The 18,037-nt window shown below is 66.4% G+C and carries 15 protein-coding genes and 3 tRNA genes; 9 read left to right on the top strand and 9 right to left on the bottom strand.

What is annotated here, in order from left to right; all coding sequences use genetic code 11:
• Positions 1-67 precede the first annotated feature (67 nt).
• A complete protein-coding gene (locus tag ASE79_RS00475) occupies positions 68-1,213 on the top strand; it encodes a CaiB/BaiF CoA transferase family protein (protein ID WP_056410676.1) in 1,146 nt (381 codons plus the stop codon).
• A gap of 48 nt (positions 1,214-1,261) precedes the next feature.
• On the opposite strand, the gene ASE79_RS00470 is transcribed toward ASE79_RS00475, so the two are convergent.
• The 4 genes from ASE79_RS00470 to ASE79_RS00455 all read right to left on the bottom strand — a co-directional run bounded on the left by ASE79_RS00470 (position 1,262) and on the right by ASE79_RS00455 (position 3,843).
• Positions 1,262-1,519, bottom strand: coding sequence for a hypothetical protein (locus ASE79_RS00470; protein ID WP_056410673.1), 258 nt, complete (start codon positions 1,517-1,519; stop codon positions 1,262-1,264).
• A gap of 285 nt (positions 1,520-1,804) precedes the next feature.
• A tRNA-Ile gene (locus ASE79_RS00465) sits at positions 1,805-1,880 on the bottom strand.
• Positions 1,881-2,018: 138 nt separating this feature from the next.
• Positions 2,019-2,285 (bottom strand): hypothetical protein, encoded by a 267-nt coding sequence (locus tag ASE79_RS00460; protein WP_031393308.1) that lies wholly within the window; start codon positions 2,283-2,285, stop codon positions 2,019-2,021.
• 154 nt (positions 2,286-2,439) lie between these two features.
• The gene (locus ASE79_RS00455) at positions 2,440-3,843 is read right to left on the bottom strand and encodes a M20/M25/M40 family metallo-hydrolase (protein ID WP_056410671.1); all 1,404 of its coding nucleotides are present in this window, start codon (positions 3,841-3,843) and stop codon (positions 2,440-2,442) included.
• Between the two features lie 104 nt (positions 3,844-3,947).
• On the opposite strand from ASE79_RS00455, the gene ettA reads away from it, so the two are divergent.
• Positions 3,948-5,627: an energy-dependent translational throttle protein EttA gene (gene ettA / locus ASE79_RS00450; RefSeq protein WP_055880597.1), complete on the top strand. Its 1,680-nt coding sequence runs from the start codon at positions 3,948-3,950 to the stop codon at positions 5,625-5,627.
• 5 nt (positions 5,628-5,632) lie between these two features.
• Entirely contained in the window at positions 5,633-6,826 is a 1,194-nt protein-coding gene (locus ASE79_RS00445) for a sensor histidine kinase (RefSeq protein ID WP_082444977.1), read from the top strand.
• Positions 6,827-6,963: 137 nt separating this feature from the next.
• Here the strand turns inward: ASE79_RS00445 and ASE79_RS00440 are convergent, their stop codons facing one another.
• Positions 6,964-7,848, bottom strand: a complete 885-nt coding sequence (locus tag ASE79_RS00440; protein ID WP_056410669.1) for a diacylglycerol/lipid kinase family protein — start codon at positions 7,846-7,848, stop codon at positions 6,964-6,966.
• A 93-nt stretch (positions 7,849-7,941) separates the two neighbouring features.
• Between ASE79_RS00440 and hemB the strand changes: the two genes are divergently transcribed.
• Genes hemB through ASE79_RS00425 form a run of 3 tightly spaced genes read left to right on the top strand, consistent with a single transcriptional unit; the run spans position 7,942 to position 11,703 of the window.
• Entirely contained in the window at positions 7,942-8,934 is a 993-nt protein-coding gene (hemB, locus tag ASE79_RS00435; protein ID WP_056410665.1) for a porphobilinogen synthase, read from the top strand.
• Entirely contained in the window at positions 8,931-9,473 is a 543-nt protein-coding gene (locus ASE79_RS00430) for a GNAT family N-acetyltransferase (protein ID WP_056410663.1), read from the top strand. The genes hemB and ASE79_RS00430 overlap by 4 nt, the downstream gene beginning before the upstream one ends.
• Positions 9,463-11,703: a fused MFS/spermidine synthase gene (locus ASE79_RS00425; RefSeq protein WP_056410659.1), complete on the top strand. Its 2,241-nt coding sequence runs from the start codon at positions 9,463-9,465 to the stop codon at positions 11,701-11,703. The genes ASE79_RS00430 and ASE79_RS00425 overlap by 11 nt, the downstream gene beginning before the upstream one ends.
• A 40-nt stretch (positions 11,704-11,743) precedes the next feature.
• On the opposite strand, the gene ASE79_RS00420 is transcribed toward ASE79_RS00425, so the two are convergent.
• Positions 11,744-12,262, bottom strand: a complete 519-nt coding sequence (locus tag ASE79_RS00420) for a hypothetical protein (protein ID WP_056410656.1) — start codon at positions 12,260-12,262, stop codon at positions 11,744-11,746.
• A 94-nt stretch (positions 12,263-12,356) separates the two neighbouring features.
• Between ASE79_RS00420 and ASE79_RS00415 the strand changes: the two genes are divergently transcribed.
• Together ASE79_RS00415 and ASE79_RS00410 are read left to right on the top strand one after the other, a co-directional pair.
• Positions 12,357-12,433, top strand: a tRNA-Arg gene (locus ASE79_RS00415).
• A 49-nt stretch (positions 12,434-12,482) separates the two neighbouring features.
• A tRNA-Arg gene (locus ASE79_RS00410) sits at positions 12,483-12,559 on the top strand.
• Positions 12,560-12,565: 6 nt separating this feature from the next.
• On the opposite strand, the gene ASE79_RS00405 is transcribed toward ASE79_RS00410, so the two are convergent.
• Positions 12,566-13,501, bottom strand: a complete 936-nt coding sequence (locus tag ASE79_RS00405; RefSeq protein WP_056410653.1) for an alpha/beta hydrolase — start codon at positions 13,499-13,501, stop codon at positions 12,566-12,568.
• 117 nt (positions 13,502-13,618) lie between these two features.
• Between ASE79_RS00405 and ASE79_RS00400 the strand changes: the two genes are divergently transcribed.
• Positions 13,619-14,566, top strand: a complete 948-nt coding sequence (locus ASE79_RS00400) for an alpha/beta fold hydrolase (RefSeq protein ID WP_156359464.1) — start codon at positions 13,619-13,621, stop codon at positions 14,564-14,566.
• 343 nt (positions 14,567-14,909) lie between these two features.
• On the opposite strand, the gene ASE79_RS00395 is transcribed toward ASE79_RS00400, so the two are convergent.
• On the bottom strand, positions 14,910-15,260 hold the full coding sequence (locus ASE79_RS00395; RefSeq protein WP_056410650.1) for a DUF952 domain-containing protein: 351 nt from the start codon (positions 15,258-15,260) through the stop codon (positions 14,910-14,912).
• Complete coding sequence (gene gyrA / locus ASE79_RS00390; RefSeq protein WP_056410647.1) at positions 15,257-18,037, bottom strand: DNA gyrase subunit A; 2,781 nt, start codon at positions 18,035-18,037, stop codon at positions 15,257-15,259. Before gyrA ends, ASE79_RS00395 begins: the two co-directional genes overlap by 4 nt.

Raw genomic sequence — 18,037 nt, 5'->3', positions numbered from 1 at the left:
ATCGGAGAGGCGTCATGGCGGCTGTGAATCTTCGTCGCGATCACCACGGCGGTATCGGGCTGCGGCGTTGAGCGGGCCGCTCGCCGGGATCCGGATCGTCGAGCTTGCCGGGATCGGGCCGGCGCCGTTCGCATGCATGATGCTTGCCGATCACGGTGCGGAGGTGATCCGGATCGAACGACCGGGCGCGAAAAAGGGCGGGCCGGGCGGTGATCCCACCAAGGACATCCTGCTGCGATCGCGCAAGGTCATCGCGGTCGATCTCAAGTCCGCCGACGGGATCCGCGTCGTTCGCGATCTGGTCGCGTCGGCGGATGGGTTCGTCGAGGGATTTCGGCCGGGTGTCGCCGAACGGCTGGGGCTAGGGCCCGACGTGCTGCTGGGGACCACCCCGCGGCTGGTCTACGGGCGGATGACGGGCTGGGGGCAGGACGGCCCCTATGCGCAGGCGGCGGGGCACGACATCAACTATATCGCGCTGGCGGGCGCGCTGCATGCGTTCGGGCGCGCGGGCGAGAAGCCTACGCCGCCGATCAACATGGTCGGCGATTTCGGCGGCGGCGGGATGATGCTGGCGTTCGGAATGGTCAGCGCGTTGCTGCATGCGCGGACGACCGGGCAGGGGCAGGTGATCGACTGCGCGATGACCGATGGCGCGGCGCTGCTGATGAGCATGATCTGGAGTTTCCACGGCCAGGGCCTGTGGTGCGACGAGCGCGGCGCGAACCTGCTCGATACCGGCGCGCATTTCTACGACACCTATGCCTGCGCCGACGGCGAATACGTGGCGATCGGCGCGATCGAGCCGCAGTTCTACGCGGTGCTGCGCAACAAGGCCGGGCTTGCCGCCGACCCGGCGTTCGACCGGCAGATGGACCCGCGCAGCTGGCCGGCGCTGAAGGAGAAGATGGCGGCTATGTTCGCCACCAAGACCCGCGACGAATGGTGCACGATCCTCGAACATGGCGACGCGTGTTTTGCGCCGGTGCTGTCGATGCGCGATGCGCCGAAGCATCCGCACAATGTCGCGCGGGGAACGTTTGTCGAGGCGGGTGGGGTGGTCCAGCCGGCGCCTGCGCCACGCTATTCCCGAACTCCAACCACCACGCCGCGAATGGCGGGCGAGAATTCGGACATGGAGGATGTACTGGCGGGGATCGGCTACGCGACGGACTCGATCGCCGCACTGAAGGCTGGCGGCATCGTCGCCTGATCGATGGTCTGAGGATGTGGGCCGGTGCTTGCACACCGGCCCGGTAGATTAGTTGCTGTCCGAATTGTCGCTGTCGCCATCGATGGCGAGATACAGACCACCGCCAACCGCAACCGCGGCAAGTGCGATGATGATGATGCCACCATCGCCACCGATCTTGCTCTTGTTCGCGGTCGGCGAACTCGTGCGGACGGCCTTGCTGACCGACAGGCTGGCAGCAGGGCTGACCGGCGCGGCACTGGCGATGACCGGTGCAGCGACGAGCGTGAGGCCAGCGGCCGCCATGGCGAAGGATTTGATAAACATTACAGATTCTCCCGAAAGCACGGCAAACATCGCCGCTGCTGTCGAAAACGTTCCTGCAGGGTAGAATGTTCACAAAGGTTAAAGATGAGATCTTTAATATTTACGAAATCACGGCCAGTCGAAATGGCGGACGGTTTTGCTGCAGGCCTGCTCACGGTCGGATCATCGACGCGCGCCGATTCTTCTACATGATTTGAGCGGGGTACGCGGTGCCATCGGATCTCTCGACCGATTGCGGGGCTTCCGGGCAGACACAGTGCCGTTGCGGGGCCAAATTCTGGAAGTTGGTGGGCCCGGCAGGAATCGAACCCGCAACCTAGCCGTTATGAGCGGCCAGCTCTAACCGTTGAGCTACAGGCCCCACCGGCATCTGCGTTAGCGCACGCGGGCATTTGGCAAAAGAGTGCAACGTGGTTGGCACAAATAAAAAAGGGCGCTCCCGAAGGAACGCCCTTTTCCGACAATAAAACCCTATCGAGCGCAAACGCCCGAAAGAATTTTAGTTCATGTTGTCGGTCTTTTCGTCGGCAGCGTCACGGACGTTGTCGGCAGCAGCGTTCATGTTGTCAGCTGCGTTCTCGAGCACGTCGGTAGCGACTGCGTTCGAGGTGTTGTCCGCCATCGCGTCCATGTTGTCAGCCTGCATTTCCATGTTGTCAGCCAGCATGTCCGCGTTGTTCTCAACGGCGGCGGCTTCTGGCGACTTGCTGCAGGCTGCGACGGACATCAGGCCGGCGGCAGCAGCGATCAGAACGATCTTCTTCATTCGAATGCTCCCAAGCATAGTTTCACTCGCGGCCGACCCGATTGCCGTCGCGAAGTCACGTCAAATAGCGGACCCCTGCGGGGGGTCAATCCGCTAAATTCATCTCTCCGCAAGCTTTGCGGCAGAACGATGACGTTTCGGTTGCTGCAACTGGTCACTGTTCGAGCACGATCGGGCCGATTTCTTCGGGTGCATTGGCCACCGTCGCGATCATCGCAGTCCACGCCGCGACGTTCTGGCGAAGCTGTTCGGGGTCGATCCGATCGAGCGTATCCTCGGGCGTGTGATGATAGTCGAAGTAGCGCAGACCCGACTGGTTGAGGTCGATCCCAGCGACGCCTGTGGCGATCGTCGGGCCGACATCGGTGCCGCCGTGCGGGACACCGGCACCGCGGATGATCCCGAGCGGCGCGAGCGCGACCGCGAGGCGATCGACCACTGGCTTGGCGGCGTCGGGCAGGCTGCTCTCGAACCGCCAGACGCTATCGGCGCCGAAGTCCGATTCGGCGGCGGTGGCATGACGCTCGCCGGCATGCGCCTTGGCATAAGCGGCCCCGCCGAAGCCGCCGCTCTCTTCATCGCCGAACCAGACGACACGGATCGTCCGCCGTGGACGCTGGCCGCTGTCCATCACGATCTTGGCGGCGGCGGCGGTGATCGCGACGCCTGATGCGTCGTCGATCGCGCCGGTGCCGAGATCCCAGCTGTCGAGATGGCCGCCGACGAGGACGATGCCGGCCTTGGGATCGGTGCCCGGAACCTCGGCGACGACGTTGCCGGAGTCGCGCATGCCGACCTGCTTGTCTTCCAGCACCAGCTTCATCGTCACGGGCTTTCCGAGCTTTAGCAGTCGCTCGACATGCTCGGCGTCCGCCACCGACAGCGCCGCCGCGGGGATCGGCGTTACGCCCGCGTCGAAATTGGTGTTGCCCGCGTGCGGTCCGCGACCATGATCGGTGCCGATCGACCGGATCACGATCGCCGCCGCACCCTTTCTGGCGGCGACGTTCGGCCCGACAAAGCGCGCAGTGCCTTGCGATCCATAGCTCGACCCGTCCTGGGTCGGCTGCATCGCGTTCGAGACGAAGGCGATCTTGCCCTTCAGGCTGCCGTCGGCGGCGAGCGCCAAATCATTATATGTTGCGAAATACACGATCGGCAGCGTCAGCCCGCCCGCCGGTGTCGCGCCCGAATTGCCGAGGCCGACCAGATGCAGTTTCTGCGCATAGGGTGCGACGAGGTCACCACTCTCCGTTCCGCGCGACCAGACGGGCAACTGGTATGTCTCGACCCGGACATTCTTGAACCCGAGTGCCTTCAGCTTGGCGACCGACCAGGCGCGCGCCCGCGGTGCTGCCTCGGTGCCGGTCATCCGCGGGCCGACCTCGGTCGTGATCCCCTCGACGATCTTGTACGCCGTGTCGTCGGTCAGCGCCTTGTCGCGCAGCGCGGCGACCTTCGCGTCGGCTGCGGTCGCAGGCGCGGCGGCACGTTGCGCCGCTAGAGGAGAGGTGAGGGCGGACGCGGCCAATACCGCGAGCAGGGTGCGTTTCATCATCGGGGCAGCCTATGGTGCCGCTCCCCGTTTGCCAACGGCTCGCCGCATCGCTATCTGCGCACGTCAAATCCCGCCCTCATTCAAGCATGGAGCTCGGCACCCACATGGCCGTCCAGTATACCTACGTCATGAAGGGTCTGTCGAAGACCTTCCCCGGTGCCAACAAGCCCGTTCTCAACAACATCCATCTGCAGTTCATCCCGTCGGCCAAGATCGCGATCATCGGCCCGAACGGCTCGGGCAAGTCGACCTTGATGAAGATCATGGCCGGCATGGATCCCGATTTCACTGGCGAGGCCTGGGCGGCCGAAGGCGTCAACGTCGGCTATCTCGCGCAGGAGCCGCAGCTCGATCCGACCAAGGACGTGATGGGCAACGTCAAGGACGGCGTGCGCCCGGTCGCGGATCTGGTCGACCGGTTCAACGCGATCTCGGCCGAGATGGGCGATCCGCAGGACGACACCGACTTCGACGCGCTGATGGAGGAGATGGGCGAGCTGCAGGCCAAGATCGACGCGGTCGATGGCTGGGCGCTCGACAGCCAGCTCGAACAGGCGATGGAAGCGCTGCGCTGCCCGCCGGGCGATGCGTCGGTGGTGAACCTGTCGGGCGGCGAGAAGCGCCGTGTTGCTCTGTGCAAGCTGCTGCTCGAGAAGCCGCAGATCCTGCTGCTCGATGAGCCGACCAACCATCTCGACGCCGAAAGCGTGTCGTGGCTGGAAAACTACCTCAAGGAATATACCGGCAACGTCATTCTCGTGACGCATGACCGCTACTTCCTCGACAACGTCGTCAACTGGGTGCTCGAGCTCGATCGCGGGCGCTATTACACCTACGAGAGCAACTATTCGGGCTATCTGGAGAAGAAGGCGCAGCGCCTCAGCCAAGAAGAGCGCGAAGAGGCGGGCAAGCAGAAGGCGATCGCCGACGAGCTGGCGTGGATGCGTCAGACTCCCAAGGCGCGCCAGACCAAGTCGAAGGCGCGTATCCGTGCGTTCGACGAGCTGATGGAGAAGCAGGAGAACCGCGTCGCCGGCAAGGCCGCGATCCTGATCCAGCTGCCCGCGCGTCTCGGCGGCAAGGTGATCGAGGCGAAGGGCCTGACCAAGTCGTACGGCGACAAGCTGCTGTTCGACGGTCTCGACTTTACGCTGCCCCCAGGCGGTATCGTCGGCGTGATCGGCCCGAACGGCGCGGGCAAGTCGACGCTGTTCAAGCTCATCACCGGCCAGGAAACGCCCGATGAGGGCACGATCGAGGTCGGCTCGACCGTCAAGCTCGGCTATGTCGACCAGAGCCGCGACGATCTCGATCCGAACAAGAACGTCTGGCAGGAAATCTCCGACGAGCTCGAGATCTTCCGCTTCGGCAAGCAGGAGATGGGCACGCGGGCGTATGTCGGCGCGTTCAACTTCCGCGGGCCCGACCAGCAGAAGAAGGTCGGACAGCTGTCGGGCGGTGAGCGCAACCGCGTCCACATGGCCAAGATGCTCAAGGAGGGTGGCAACGTCCTCCTGCTCGACGAGCCGACCAACGATCTCGACGTCGAGACGCTGCGTGCGCTCGAGGAGGCGCTGGAGACGTTCGCAGGCTGCGCGGTGGTCATCAGCCATGACCGCTTCTTCCTCGATCGCCTCGCGACGCACATCCTCGCCTTCGAGGGCGACAGCCATGTCGAGTGGTTCGAGGGCAATTACGCGTCGTACGAGGAGGACAAGCGTCGTCGCATGGGCGATGCCGCCGACCGCCCGACTCGTCTGGCGTACAAGAAGCTGACGCGCTGAGGGAAATGCCGGTCATCGAACACTCCCCCGGCGGCGACACCCCTCCTGGCGCAGGCGAGCTTCAATATCGCCTGCGCCAGCAGTCCATCCTTGCCGATTTCGGGATCGAGGCGCTGCGGGCACGTGATCTCGAACCAATGCTGCAGCGGGCGACCGAGCTGTGCGGCGAGGGGATGCGTTCGAAATATTGCAAGTTCCTGGAATATCGCCCCGAACAGAACAGCTTGCTGGTGCGCGCGGGGATCGGCTGGGCGCCCGGCGTGGTCGGGTCGACCGAGATGCGCACCGATCTCGCCTCGCCCGCGGGGTTCGCGCTCGAGACCGGCGAGCCGGTAATCTCGAACCATCTCGAGAATGAGGACCGTTTCCGCACGCCGGCGTTCATGGCCGAGCACAAGATCCGCCGCGCGATCAACGTGCTGGTCGAGACGTCGGGCAAGCGGTTCGGCGTGCTCGAGGTCGACAGTCCCGATGAAGGCAAGTTCGAGCCCGCCGATCTCGCCTTCATGCAGGGCTTTGCCAATTTGATCGGCGTCGCGATCGAGCGACAGCAGGCCGAGCAGCGGCTGAGCGATGCGATGGAGCATCAGGAGCTCCTCACGCGCGAGGCCAGCCACCGCGTCAAGAACAGCCTCGCTCTCGTCTCCGCGATGCTCAACCTGCAGATGCAGGAAGATGACGATCCGCGGATCACGCGGCTGCTTGGTGACGCGCAGGCGCGGATCACCGCGATCGCGCAGACGCATGACCAGCTCTGGCGTGGCGAGCAGGTCGGCATCGTCGCGCTCGACGATCTGGTCTGCGGGATCGCCACGGGGTTGGCCGAGCAGGCGCCTAACCACCGCATAGAGTGCGATATCGACGCGATCCTGATCAGCGCGGACACGGCGATCCCGGTCGGGCTGCTCGTGACCGAGCTCGTCACCAACGCGATCAAATATGCCTATGACGACGCCGGCGGCGCGATCGCGGTGACGATCCGCAGCGCGGACGGACGAATCGTGTTGACGGTCTCGGATACGGGCGCGGGGCTGCCGGCGGACTTCGATCTGAAGGCGGCGTCGCGGCAGAGCCTGGGGATGCGGATGATCGGCAGCCTCGCGCGGCAGCTGCGCGGGACGATCGTGATCGAGAATGGCGCGGTCGGGACGTGCGCTACGCTCGATATACCCGATCCGCGGGTAACCTCGGCCGCCTAGCCTATCGTGCGACCGAACTACCGTGAGCGGACAACCTTGTGTCCTCGCGAAGGCGGGGACCCAAACTGGGCTCCCGCCTTCGCGAGAGAACAAGGAGGGGAGTGGGGCCGCCAGTTGCGGGCGGCCGGTCGCGGCGTTTAGGCCGGCGCCATCACCCGGATAATTCCCGCCGCCACCTTCGCCGTCACCGGTGTACGTGCCAGAACCTCGCCATCGATCGAGATCGGCAGCGGCGGGATGGTGTTGATCTTCAGGCTCTTGCCGCGGAAATCACGGACCTTCTCGTGACGCGACTGCAGCCGGAAGACGCTGGAGACCCAGTTCTGCACCAGCCGGCGCTTCACATGGCCCATCACCGCCTGGACGACGATCTCGCCCGAATCGACCGCGGCCGCGTCGACCAGTTCGGTGCCGCCATGATAGGGCCCGTTCGAGATCCGCACCTCGACGACCCGGATCTTTACCGCGGTCGGGCCTTCGCCGACGATCAGCGTGAACGGGCGGAAGCGGAGATATTGATACGCCGCCCAGCTAAGATAGCCGACCTTGCCGAGTATCTTCTTCAACCCGTGCGGCACCGTCTCGGCGATCTTCGGGCTGATGCCCATCGCCGCGCAGTTCGCGAAATAATCGCCGTCGATCATCCCCAGGTCGATCCGCCGCGGTTTGCCGGTGCGGATCACCCCGACCGCACCCTCGATCGTCAGCGGAATGCCCAGCGTGCGCGCGAAGCTGTTTGCGGTGCCCAGCGGCAGCACGCCCAGGATCACGTCATGCCCGACCATCAGGTCGACCAGTCCGCTGACCGTGCCGTCCCCGCCACCCAGGATCAGCAAATCGGGCTTCTTGGCAAGCGCGCGCAGCACGGTCGCCTCGAGGTCCTTCGGGTCCTCGACCGCGTGCGCGTCGACTTCGTAGGGAAGCCCGGACATCGCCGCGCAGGCGCGCTTGAACAGCTTTTGTCCCTTGCGCGACTTGGCGTTGACGACGAGCGCGGCAGAGTTGATCGTATCGTTCGACATAGGGCTCCCAAACGCACGACAGGCGGTTCCGCACGCGTAACGCGTGTGGGGTAACGCTTGATCCGTCCGCGGTCATCCCGCAAAGCCCCAAGCATGACCGCAAGCTATCCCGCGCTTCGCCTCCGTCGCACCCGCGCCTCCGCCTGGAGCCGCCGCCTCCATGCCGAGACCGTGCTGACTCCCGCCGACCTGATCTGGCCGCTGTTCGTGGCGGAAGGAGAGGGCGTCGAGCAACCGATCGCCAGCCTGCCGGGCGTCTCGCGCTGGTCGGTCGACGGCATCGTCGCGCGCGGCCGCGAGGCGCGCGACCTCGGCATCCCGTGCATCGCGCTGTTTCCCTACACGCAACCCGAACGCCGCACCGACGACGGGCGCGAGGCGCTCAACCCCGACAATCTGATGTGTCAGGCGATCCGCGCGCTCAAGGACGCGGTACCCGAGGTCGGCGTGCTGACCGACGTCGCGCTCGATCCCTATACCAGCCACGGCCATGACGGGCTGGTCGACGCGGCGGGCTATGTCGTCAACGACACGACCGCCGAGATGCTCGTCGCGCAGGCGCTCAACCAGGCGAACGCGGGCGCGGACATCATCGCGCCCTCGGACATGATGGACGGGCGCATCGGCATGATCCGCAGCGCGCTCGAGGCGGACTCGCATCACAACGTCCAGATCATGTCCTACGCCGCCAAATATGCGAGCGCGTTCTATGGCCCGTTCCGCGATGCGGTCGGCAGCCGCGGGCTGCTGAAGGGCGACAAGAAGACCTACCAGATGGACAACGCCAACGCCGAGGAAGCGCTTCGCGAGGTCGCGATGGACCTGGCGGAAGGCGCCGACACGGTGATGGTCAAGCCGGGCCTGCCGTATCTCGACATCATCGTCCGTGTTCGCCAGGCGTTCGAGGTGCCGGTGTTCGCCTACCAGGTGTCGGGCGAATATGCGATGATCGAGGCAGCGGTTGCTGCTGGGGCCGCGGAGCGCGACGTCATGGTTCTCGAAACGTTGATGTCGTTCAAGCGCGCGGGCTGTTCGGGCGTGCTGACCTATCACGCGGCGCATGCGGCGAAACTGCTCGGCGGATGATCGAGACCGAGCGGCTGACCTTGCGCGGCTGGCGCGATGACGATGCCGCTGCGCATCACGCGATGTGCGCCGATCCGGCGGTGATGGCGTATCTCGGGCCGCCGCCCTCGCTGGCCGATTCGGCGGCGGTGGTGGCACGTCAGACCGCTATTCTTGCCGATTATGGCGCATGCTTCTGGGCGCTTGAACGGCGCGATACCGGCGCGTTCATCGGCTGGTGCGGGATCAAGCCCGGCCCGGCCGGTACGCCGATCGAAGACAAGCCCGAGATCGGCTGGAGCCTGGTCCGCGATGCGTGGGGGCAGGGTTACGCGCAAGAAGCCGCCAAGGCCGCGCTGGCCTGGGGCTGGGCCCGGCTCGACCTGCCGACGATCTGGGCGATTACCGTGCCCGCCAACCGGTCGAGCCGGACGCTGATGGAGCGGCTCGGCATGACCCGCGTGGTCGACGGCGGTTTCGATCACCCCAAGCTCGCCGAAGCCGACCCGCTTCGCCGCCACATCCTCTACCGGATCGACCGTCCCGCCTATGTCCGATAACTCCTTGGGCGCGCATCGTCCGTTGATGGCACGCTGGTGCCGGACGATGTTCGTCGCGACGATCCTGACGGGATCGTTCCTGCTGTTCCTCGTCCAGCCGATGGTCGCGCGGATGGCGCTGCCGCGGCTGGGCGGCGCGCCGGCGGTATGGAACTCAGCGATGCTGGTGTACCAGGCGCTGCTGCTCGCGGGCTATGCCTATGCGCATTGGCTCGGCCGGGTGCGGCCGCGGGCGCAGGCGGCGATCCATCTTGGCGTGCTGATCGTCGCTGCCTTGTGGCTGCCGATCGGGCTGGTCGCAATGGCGCCGTCGGCGGAGGCGCAGCCGGCGCTCTGGGTGCCGTGGCTGCTCGGGCTGTCGATCGGGCCGCTGTTCTTTGCTGTCTCCGCACAGGCGCCGCTGATCCAGCGCTGGTTCAGCGATGCGAGCGGGGGCGGCGATCCGTACGCGCTGTATGCCGCCTCGAACCTCGGCAGTTTCGCCGGGCTGATCGCCTACCCGCTGCTGGTCGAGCCGCTGATGGCGGTCCGCGGCCAGAGCCTGTTATGGAGTGGCGGCTATGTCCTGCTGATCGTGCTGGTGCTCGCCTGCGCCACGCGGTTGCCGAAGACCGCGGCAGTCGACCATATCGCCGCGACCAGCGCGCCGCCTGGCGCCCGGCGGATCGCGCACTGGATCGCGCTGGCGCTGGTGCCGTCGGGGATGATGCTGGCGACCTCGACCTATATCACCACCGATATCGTCGCGATGCCGCTGCTGTGGGTGATCCCGCTTGGGCTGTATCTGCTGAGCTTCAGCGTCGCGTTCGCGAACGATCGCTGGCTCGCCGACCTGCTCACGCGGATCGCGCCCATCACGATCCTGTTGTTCGGCGGGATCATCATGGGCGGCGTGAACGAGCGGCCGTTCTTCAGCGCGGGGATCGCGTTGCTGCTGCTGTTCATGATCTCGGTCGCGCTGCACACCGCGCTGTACCGAAAACGCCCAGCACCCGACCGGCTGACCGGCTTCTACCTGGCGATGTCGGCGGGCGGGGCGCTTGGGGGCGTGTTCGCCGCGCTGGTCGCGCCGGTGGTGTTCGACTGGACCTATGAATATCCGCTGCTGATCCTCGCCGCGGGCGCGCTGGTGCCGCAACTCTATCTGTTCGGGCAGGTCCGGCGCCTCTGGACGGCGGAGGGGCCGACCAAGTGGATCTCGCTCGCGGCGATCATCATCGTGATGGCAGTTGTTGCCGGGCTGCGCATCACCGACCCGTCCCGTGCGTTCGGTGAGAGCCGGCAGGGTGTCGACTTCCTGGTCATCGCGACGCTGGGCCTGGCGGCGATCGGCGCCCGCGTGCCGTACATGATCGTGCTCGCCGGCGCGCTGATCCTGTTCGGCGGGTATCGCAGCCTCGAACTCTCGATCGAGTCCGGCGCGCGCGTCCGCAGTTATTTCGGCGTCTATACGGTGCGAGACGAGCCGGGCCCCAATGGCGGTACGCGTGAACTCGATCACGGCACGACCGTCCACGGCATCCAGCTGCGCGGATCGCCCGCGCGCGAGCGGACGCCGACGACCTATTACGCGGTCGGTTCGGGCGTGGGACAGGCGATGCTTGCGGCGCCCGCGCTGTACGGCCCCGGCGCCCGGATCGGCGTCGTCGGGTTGGGGACCGGGACGCTGTCCTGTTATGCCCGACCCGGCCAGCGCTGGCGGTTCTACGAGATCGACCCGGCGATCGTCCGCATCGCGCGCGATACCGGCCAGTTCACCTATCTGTCGCGCTGCCAGCCCAATCCGGAGATCCGGCTGGGCGATGCGCGGATCGCGCTGGCGCATGATGCGGCCGACAGCCTCGATCTGCTCGCGCTCGATGCGTTCTCGTCCGATTCGGTGCCGATGCACCTGATGACGCGCGAGGCGTTCGCGACCTATGGCCGGGTGTTGGCACGCGATGGCTTGCTGCTGGTGCACATCTCGAACCGGTTCATTGATCTCGAACCGGTGATCGCGGCGGCCGCGCGGGAGGGGGGCTGGATCGCGGTCGAGATGAAATATCGCCCACCCAGCCTGCTGGTCGACCGCGCTTCCGCATCCGACTGGGTGGCGCTGTCGCGTGAGCCGCGCGCGATCGCAGCGCTGCGCGCGACCGATCTCGACTGGAGGCCGCTACGGCCGCGCAAGAGGTTCACGGGGTGGACCGACGATTACTCGACGATCCTGCCGCTGTTGAACGGGTTCTGAGCCTTCTTCTCCCCGTGGCGGGGGAGGGGCTAAGGCGTGCTCAGGCTGAGGGCATGCTCGCCTGGATCCGTGCGATCGTCGCGGTCTGGCGATCGGTCTCGGCCTGCGCCTTAGCCCGGATAGCCCCCAGCGCGGGATAGTCGGGCTGCAGCTTGGCCGCCCGGTCGGTCGCGCGCGCCTCTATGTCGGTTAGCAGTGACGAGCTCTGCGCGCGCCAGTCGTCGAGGCCCGCCAGCGCGCTCTGCGCCGCGATCCACGCGTCGCTGCCGACCGCCGCGCCGCGCGCCGATCGCGCCAGCGCCTCCGCCTTGCCGGCCTCGCGCGCGAAACCCGTGGAGATCGCGGCGAGCTTGCCGGTGATCGCGGCGATGTCCTTATCGAGCGCCGGATCGGGCGCCGCCACCGCCGTCTTCACCTCGGGCTCGGCGAATCCCAGCTTCTCGACCGGCCGCAGACCAAGCGAGGGATAGCTGTTCGTATCCGCGCTGCACGCCGCCGTGGCGAGGGCGACGAGGACGGCGGCGAACGACGCAAGGCGAGGCGTGGGAGCGTGTTTCATGCCTGCCGCTCTATGCCGCCAACGCTTTGCACACAACTTTCTCGCAGGAGACCCTTGCGCCCCCGAAAATGCCTGCTATCAGCGCCCCTCCAGTGCACCCATAGCTCAGCTGGATAGAGCATCAGACTACGAATCTGAGGGTCGGGCGTTCGAATCGCTCTGGGTGCACCAGGATTTTCCGCTTTACAGCGGCGCGGCCGAGCCATGATGGCAAGGCGATGCACCCATAGCTCAGCTGGATAGAGCATCAGACTACGAATCTGAGGGTCGGGCGTTCGAATCGCTCTGGGTGCACCATTCTCCTCACCGCTTTTCTAGCCACGCGGCGATGCGATCGAGCAGCCGTGACGTCGCGTCGGTGTGCCCGCCCATCTGCAGGACAGCATGGATCATCCCGTCGATTCGGCGATGATCGACCGCAACGCCCGCCTCGCGCAATCGCTGGCCATACGCCTCGCCTTCGTCACGCAAGGGATCATTCTCGCACGTCACGAGCATCGTCGGGGGCAGCGTGGCCAGGTCGTCGGCGAGGATCGGGGATACGCGCGGATCGGCGCGGTCGGCGTCCGAGGCGAGATACAGGTCGATCTGCCGCTCGAGCGACTCCGAATCGATGATGTTGCCGTCTTCGCTTTCCCGTGACGGATAGTCGGCCCCGCGCCGCAGGTCGGTATTCGGATAGAGCAGGATCTGGCCGTGCAGCGCCGGACCGTTCTCGGCAACGGCGCGCGCTGCCAGGGCGGTCGCCAGCGTGCCGCCGATGCTGTCGCCCGATACGACGATCCGTGACGGATCGATCGCCAGCACCTTCGCGCGGGCGCTCAGCGCCGTCAGTGCGGTCCAGCCATCGTCGAGCTGCGCAGGGAAGGGGTGTTCGGGGGCAAGTCTATAGGCGGGCGCAGCGACCAGCCAGCCGGTGCGGTTGGCCAGCGCCCGCAACGCCGGGTCGTGCCCGTCGATCGATCCCGCGATCGCGCCGCCGCCATGGATGTGGAGTAGCAGCGGCAGCGGACCGGGCTTGGGCCGATACAGGCGAATCACCAGCCTCCCGGTCTCGGACGGTACCAGCAGGTGCGTGATCGCGTGCACCGGCTCCGGATCGCCGGAAAACGCCTTTAGCAGCGTGGTCTGGTAGCGGAAATCGGCCAGCCACGCAGCGTCGTCGGTTTCCGCAGCGTCGCTTGCGTCCGGCGCAAGCTTCGCGATCGTCTCGAGTATCGTTCGGGCCTGTGGATCCACCGGCGCATCTCCTTCGCAGGTCGGACGTTCGACGCGGGGACGGGTTCCGCGGTAGATGCGCTGCGACTTTGGACAAGGCCGCGCGTTCGGCGCACAGAGATGATGAAGGAGACGGTGATGAGGCGGACGAGCAAGGGGTTGATCGGTGGTGCGCTGTTCACGGCTGTGTCGGGACTCGCGCTATCGCTGTATTCGAACCGGATCGCGCGCCGGGCGGAGGAACTGGTGCCCGCGGATGGCCGGTTCCTCGACGTCGCTGGCGCACGGCTGCATTATATCGACGTCGGCAGCGGCCCGACGATCGTCATGGTGCATGGTCTTGGCGGGCAGTTGCGCAACTTCAGCTATGCGCTCGTCGACCTGCTGAAGGACGATTACCGCGTGATCGTCGTCGATCGGCCGGGATCGGGTTATTCGACTGCAACGGGCGCCATGCCCGGGATCGTTGGGCAGGGCGCGATCATCTCCGATTTCATCCAGAAGCTCGGGCTCGATCGTCCCTTGCTGGTGGGGCATTCGCTCGGCGGCGCGATCGGGTTGGCGGTAGGGCTCGACCATCCGCACCTGATCCGCGCGCTCGCGCTGATCGCGCCGCTGACCCGGCCGCAGGAGAGCGTCCCCGAAAGCTTCCGCGGCCTCGCCCGCGTGCCCGCGCGCGCGCGGCTCGGGTTCGCGCAGGTCCTCGGCACGCCGCTCAGCCGGTTGACGTCGGCCAAGACGCTAGAGGGCATTTTCGAACCCGAGGCGGTGCCGGAAGATTTCGCGGTTCGTGGCGGTGGTGCGCTGTCGCAGCGGCCGATCGCGATCGCGGCGGCGGCCGCGGATCTGGGTGGCGTCAACGACGATCTGACGCCGATGGCCGAACGCTATGGCGAGATCGGCGTGCCGACTCGGATCCTGTTCGGTCGACAGGATGCGATCCTCGATCCGGCCTATAACGGTCACCGGACTGCCGCGGCAATCCCGGGCGCGAAGATCGACACGATCGAGGGCGGCCACATGATCCCGATCACCGCACCGGAGGCGTGCGCCCGTTTCATCCGCGCCGCGTTTGCGGCGGGGTGAGGGGGTGACACCTTCGAGCGTCGGTAACCCACCACCCCGCCGAGGGCCGGGGTCCAGTTGGGCGGCGATGGTGACGGCACGGGGGTAACGGCGCGAGGCGTCCGAACACCATCGGCCTTGCCAACTGGGTCCTGGCCTTCGCAGGGGTGATGGTTTGTGGAGGATGGCGAACACTGCGGAGTGTGCCGCGGCCGAGTAAACCGCCGGTTACACTCATGTGGCGCCGGTAATCCGCAGCGCTACGCCACGATCGAACACCGGCTCTCGCGTCCTTGTTCTCCCGCGAAGGCGGGAGCCCAGACTGGATCCCCGCCTTCGCGGGGAAACATGGCTTTGGCTGGGCTTACCCGGCGACGGGGAGTTTGACCCTGCCCGTGTCGTCGCGCTCGAGCGGGCCGTAGGAGAGTACGGTCTCGAGCAGCAGCGGGCCGCCATAGATGTGCGGAAACAGCTGGCCGCCGCGCGATTCTTCCCATGTCACGTCGTCACCGATCGCTTCGAGATCGATGGCGGCGACGTGCAAGTCTGACTGGCCGGCGAAGTGCTTGTCGACCGTCTCGGTCAGCTGCTCCGCGGTCGAGAGGTGGATATAGCCATCGGCGATATCCACCGGCGCGCCGGCGAAGCTGCCGCTCTCCAGCGTCGCCAGCTGCTCGCCCGTCAGCACCTTGTAGGCGATCGGATCGCGGGTCATTCTGCGTCCCCCTGGCCCTCGGTCGGATCGCCGGCCGCAGTATCTTCGCCGATCGTGGCACCGGTGTCGGGTGCCAGTTCCGGCGTCGCGTCGGCGAGGTTCACCGCGGCGTCCTCCTCGGTTTCCTCGATCCGCGCGGCCGAGACGACATGCTCGCCCTTGGCCACGTCGAACAGCTTCACGCCCGCCGAATTGCGGCTGATGACGCGCAGCGACGCGAGGGTCGTGCGGATCAGCTTGGCCTGGTTGGTCACCAGCATCAGCTGATGGCCCTTGGCCGCGGCGAAGCTCGCCACGACCGGGCCGTTGCGGCCGATATTGTCGATGTTGGTGATGCCCTGGCCACCGCGACCGGTGCGACGATAGTCGTACGCGCTCGACAGCTTGCCATAGCCGTTCTCGCAGACCGTCAGGATGAACTGCTCGCGGTCCTTGAGATCGTTGTAGCGTTCGTCGCCCATCCCGTGATCGCCCTCGCGCTCGCCCTTCCACGGCGCGAACTTCAGGTACGTCTCGCGTTCCTCGGGGGTCGCGCCGACACGGTGGAGGACCGACAGCGAGATGACCTCGTCGTCGCCCTTCAGCGTCACGCCGCGCACGCCGGTCGAGGTGCGGCTCTGGAACTCGCGGACGTCGTCGCCGGCAAAGCGGATCGCCTTGCCGAGCCGCGTCGCGAGCAGCACGTCGTCATGCTCGGTGAGCAGCGCGACGCCGATCAGCTTGTCCTCGGAGCCCTCTTCGAAGCGCATCGCGATCTTGCCGTTCGACGGCACGTTGGTGAACGCATCCATCGCGTTGCGGCGCACGAGCCCGCGCTGCGTCGCGAACATCACGTGGAGGCGGCTCCACTCGCTGAGATCCTCCGGCAGCGGGAGCACGGTCGAGATCGTCTCGCCCGGCGCCAACGGAAGCAGGTTGATCATCGGCCGGCCGCGCGTGGCGGGGCCACCCTCGGGCAGGCGCCAGACCTTGTAGCGATAGACCTTGCCGAGGTTCGAGAAGAACAGCACCGGCGTGTGCGTCGAGGTGACGAACAGCTCGGTGACGACATCCTCGTCCTTCGTCGACATGCCCGCGCGGCCCTTGCCGCCGCGTGCCTGTGCGCGGAACGTGTCGAGGCTGGTGCGCTTGATATAGCCCTGCATGGTCACGGTGACGACCATGTCCTCGCGCTCGATCAGGTCCTCGTCGTCGATGCCGTTGGCGGCGGCGGCGATCTCGGAGCGGCGCGGCGTGGCGAATTCGTCGCGGATCGCGATCAGCTCGCCGCGCATGACTTCGTACAGCTTGGCGCGGTCACCGAGGATGTGGAGCAGCTCGGCGATCGACGCCGCCAGCACCTTCAGCTCGTCGCCGATCTCGTCGCGGCCGAGCGCGGTGAGGCGGTGGAGACGCAGATCGAGGATCGCGCGGACCTGTGGCTCGGACAGCTTGTAGATGCCCTCCTGCTGCTTGTCCTCGACCGCCTCGACGAGCGCGATGTACGGCGCGATCTCGGCGACCGGCCATTCGCGCGCGAGCAATTTGCCGCGGGCTTCGGCGGGGCTGGACGACCCGCGGATGATGCGGACGACTTCGTCGAGATTGGTGACCGCGATGACGAGGCCGAGCAACAGATGCGCGCGCTCGCGGGCCTTGGCGAGCTCGAACTTCGAGCGGCGCGTGATGACCTGCTCGCGGAACGTGATGAACGCGCCGATGATGTCGCGCAGGTTGAGCAGCTCGGGGCGGCCGCCGCGGATCGCGAGCATGTTGGCGGGGAAGCTCGACTGCGCAGGCGTGTGCCGCCAGAGCTGGTTGAGCACCACGTCGGGGGTGGCGTCGCGCTTCAGGTCGATGACGATGCGCACGCCCATCCGGCTCGATTCGTCGCGAATGTCGCTGACGCCTTCGATGCGCTTGTCCTTGGCGGCTTCGGCGATCTTCTCGACCAGGCCGTTCTTGCCGGTCTGGAACGGGATTTCGGTGAGGACGATCGAGCGGCGATCGCCCTTGCCCTCCTCGACGACGTGGCGCGAGCGGACGATGATCGAGCCGCGGCCGGTTTCATAGGCCGACTTCGCACCTGCACGGCCGAGGATGATAGCACCGGTCGGGAAATCGGGACCGGGGACGATCTCAAACAGTTCCTCGGTCGTGATCGCGCCATTGTCCATGTACGCGAGGCACGCAGCGATCACTTCGCCGAGATTGTGCGGCGGGATGTTGGTCGCCATGCCGACCGCGATGCCACCAGCGCCGTTGACGAGCAGATTGGGGAAGCGCGCCGGCAGCACCGACGGCTCGCGCTCCGAGCCGTCATAGTTCGGCGTGAAGTCGACCGTATCCTTGTCGAGATCGCCCAGCAGCGCGTTGGCCACCTTGCCGAGGCGCGCCTCGGTATAGCGCATCGCCGCGGGCGGATCGGGATCCATCGAGCCGAAGTTACCCTGACCGTCGATCAGCGGCACGCGCATCGACCAGTCCTGCGTCATGCGGGCCAACGCGTCGTAGATCGAGCTGTCGCCGTGCGGGTGATATTTACCCATCACGTCGCCGACGATGCGCGCGGACTTGCGGTACGGCTTGCCGGCGACGAAGCCGCTTTCGTGCGCACCGTATAGGATGCGGCGATGGACGGGCTTCAAGCCGTCGCGGACGTCGGGGAGCGCGCGCGCGACGATGACGCTCATCGCATAGTCGAGATAGCTCGACTTCATCTCGTCGACGATCGAGATGGTGGCAATGCCGGCTGGCTCACCGCCGGTGGGTTCGGCGAGCATGGTCTCGTCGGTCAA

Origin of the sequence: Sphingomonas sp. Leaf28 (assembly GCF_001421685.1) — a bacterium.
Lineage (GTDB): Bacteria > Pseudomonadota > Alphaproteobacteria > Sphingomonadales > Sphingomonadaceae > Sphingomonas > Sphingomonas aurantiaca.
The sequence above is the reverse complement of the archived record's forward strand: the minus strand, read 5'-3'. Positions and strand labels throughout refer to the sequence as shown.

What these genes read in the sequence shown, in the direction of transcription:
- ASE79_RS00470 (WP_056410673.1), bottom strand. Translation starts at nt 1,519, where the DNA reads ATGTTTATCAAATCCTTCGCCATGGCGGCCGCTGGCCTCACGCTCGTC.
- ASE79_RS00460 (WP_031393308.1), bottom strand. Translation starts at nt 2,285, where the DNA reads ATGAAGAAGATCGTTCTGATCGCTGCTGCCGCCGGCCTGATGTCCGTC.
- ASE79_RS00455 (WP_056410671.1), bottom strand. Translation starts at nt 3,843, where the DNA reads ATGATGAAACGCACCCTGCTCGCGGTATTGGCCGCGTCCGCCCTCACC.
- ettA (WP_055880597.1), top strand. Translation starts at nt 3,948, where the DNA reads ATGGCCGTCCAGTATACCTACGTCATGAAGGGTCTGTCGAAGACCTTC.
- ASE79_RS00445 (WP_082444977.1), top strand. Translation starts at nt 5,633, where the DNA reads ATGCCGGTCATCGAACACTCCCCCGGCGGCGACACCCCTCCTGGCGCA.
- ASE79_RS00440 (WP_056410669.1), bottom strand. Translation starts at nt 7,848, where the DNA reads ATGTCGAACGATACGATCAACTCTGCCGCGCTCGTCGTCAACGCCAAG.
- hemB (WP_056410665.1), top strand. Translation starts at nt 7,942, where the DNA reads ATGACCGCAAGCTATCCCGCGCTTCGCCTCCGTCGCACCCGCGCCTCC.
- ASE79_RS00430 (WP_056410663.1), top strand. Translation starts at nt 8,931, where the DNA reads ATGATCGAGACCGAGCGGCTGACCTTGCGCGGCTGGCGCGATGACGAT.
- ASE79_RS00425 (WP_056410659.1), top strand. Translation starts at nt 9,463, where the DNA reads ATGTCCGATAACTCCTTGGGCGCGCATCGTCCGTTGATGGCACGCTGG.
- ASE79_RS00420 (WP_056410656.1), bottom strand. Translation starts at nt 12,262, where the DNA reads ATGAAACACGCTCCCACGCCTCGCCTTGCGTCGTTCGCCGCCGTCCTC.
- ASE79_RS00400 (WP_156359464.1), top strand. Translation starts at nt 13,619, where the DNA reads ATGAGGCGGACGAGCAAGGGGTTGATCGGTGGTGCGCTGTTCACGGCT.
- ASE79_RS00395 (WP_056410650.1), bottom strand. Translation starts at nt 15,260, where the DNA reads ATGACCCGCGATCCGATCGCCTACAAGGTGCTGACGGGCGAGCAGCTG.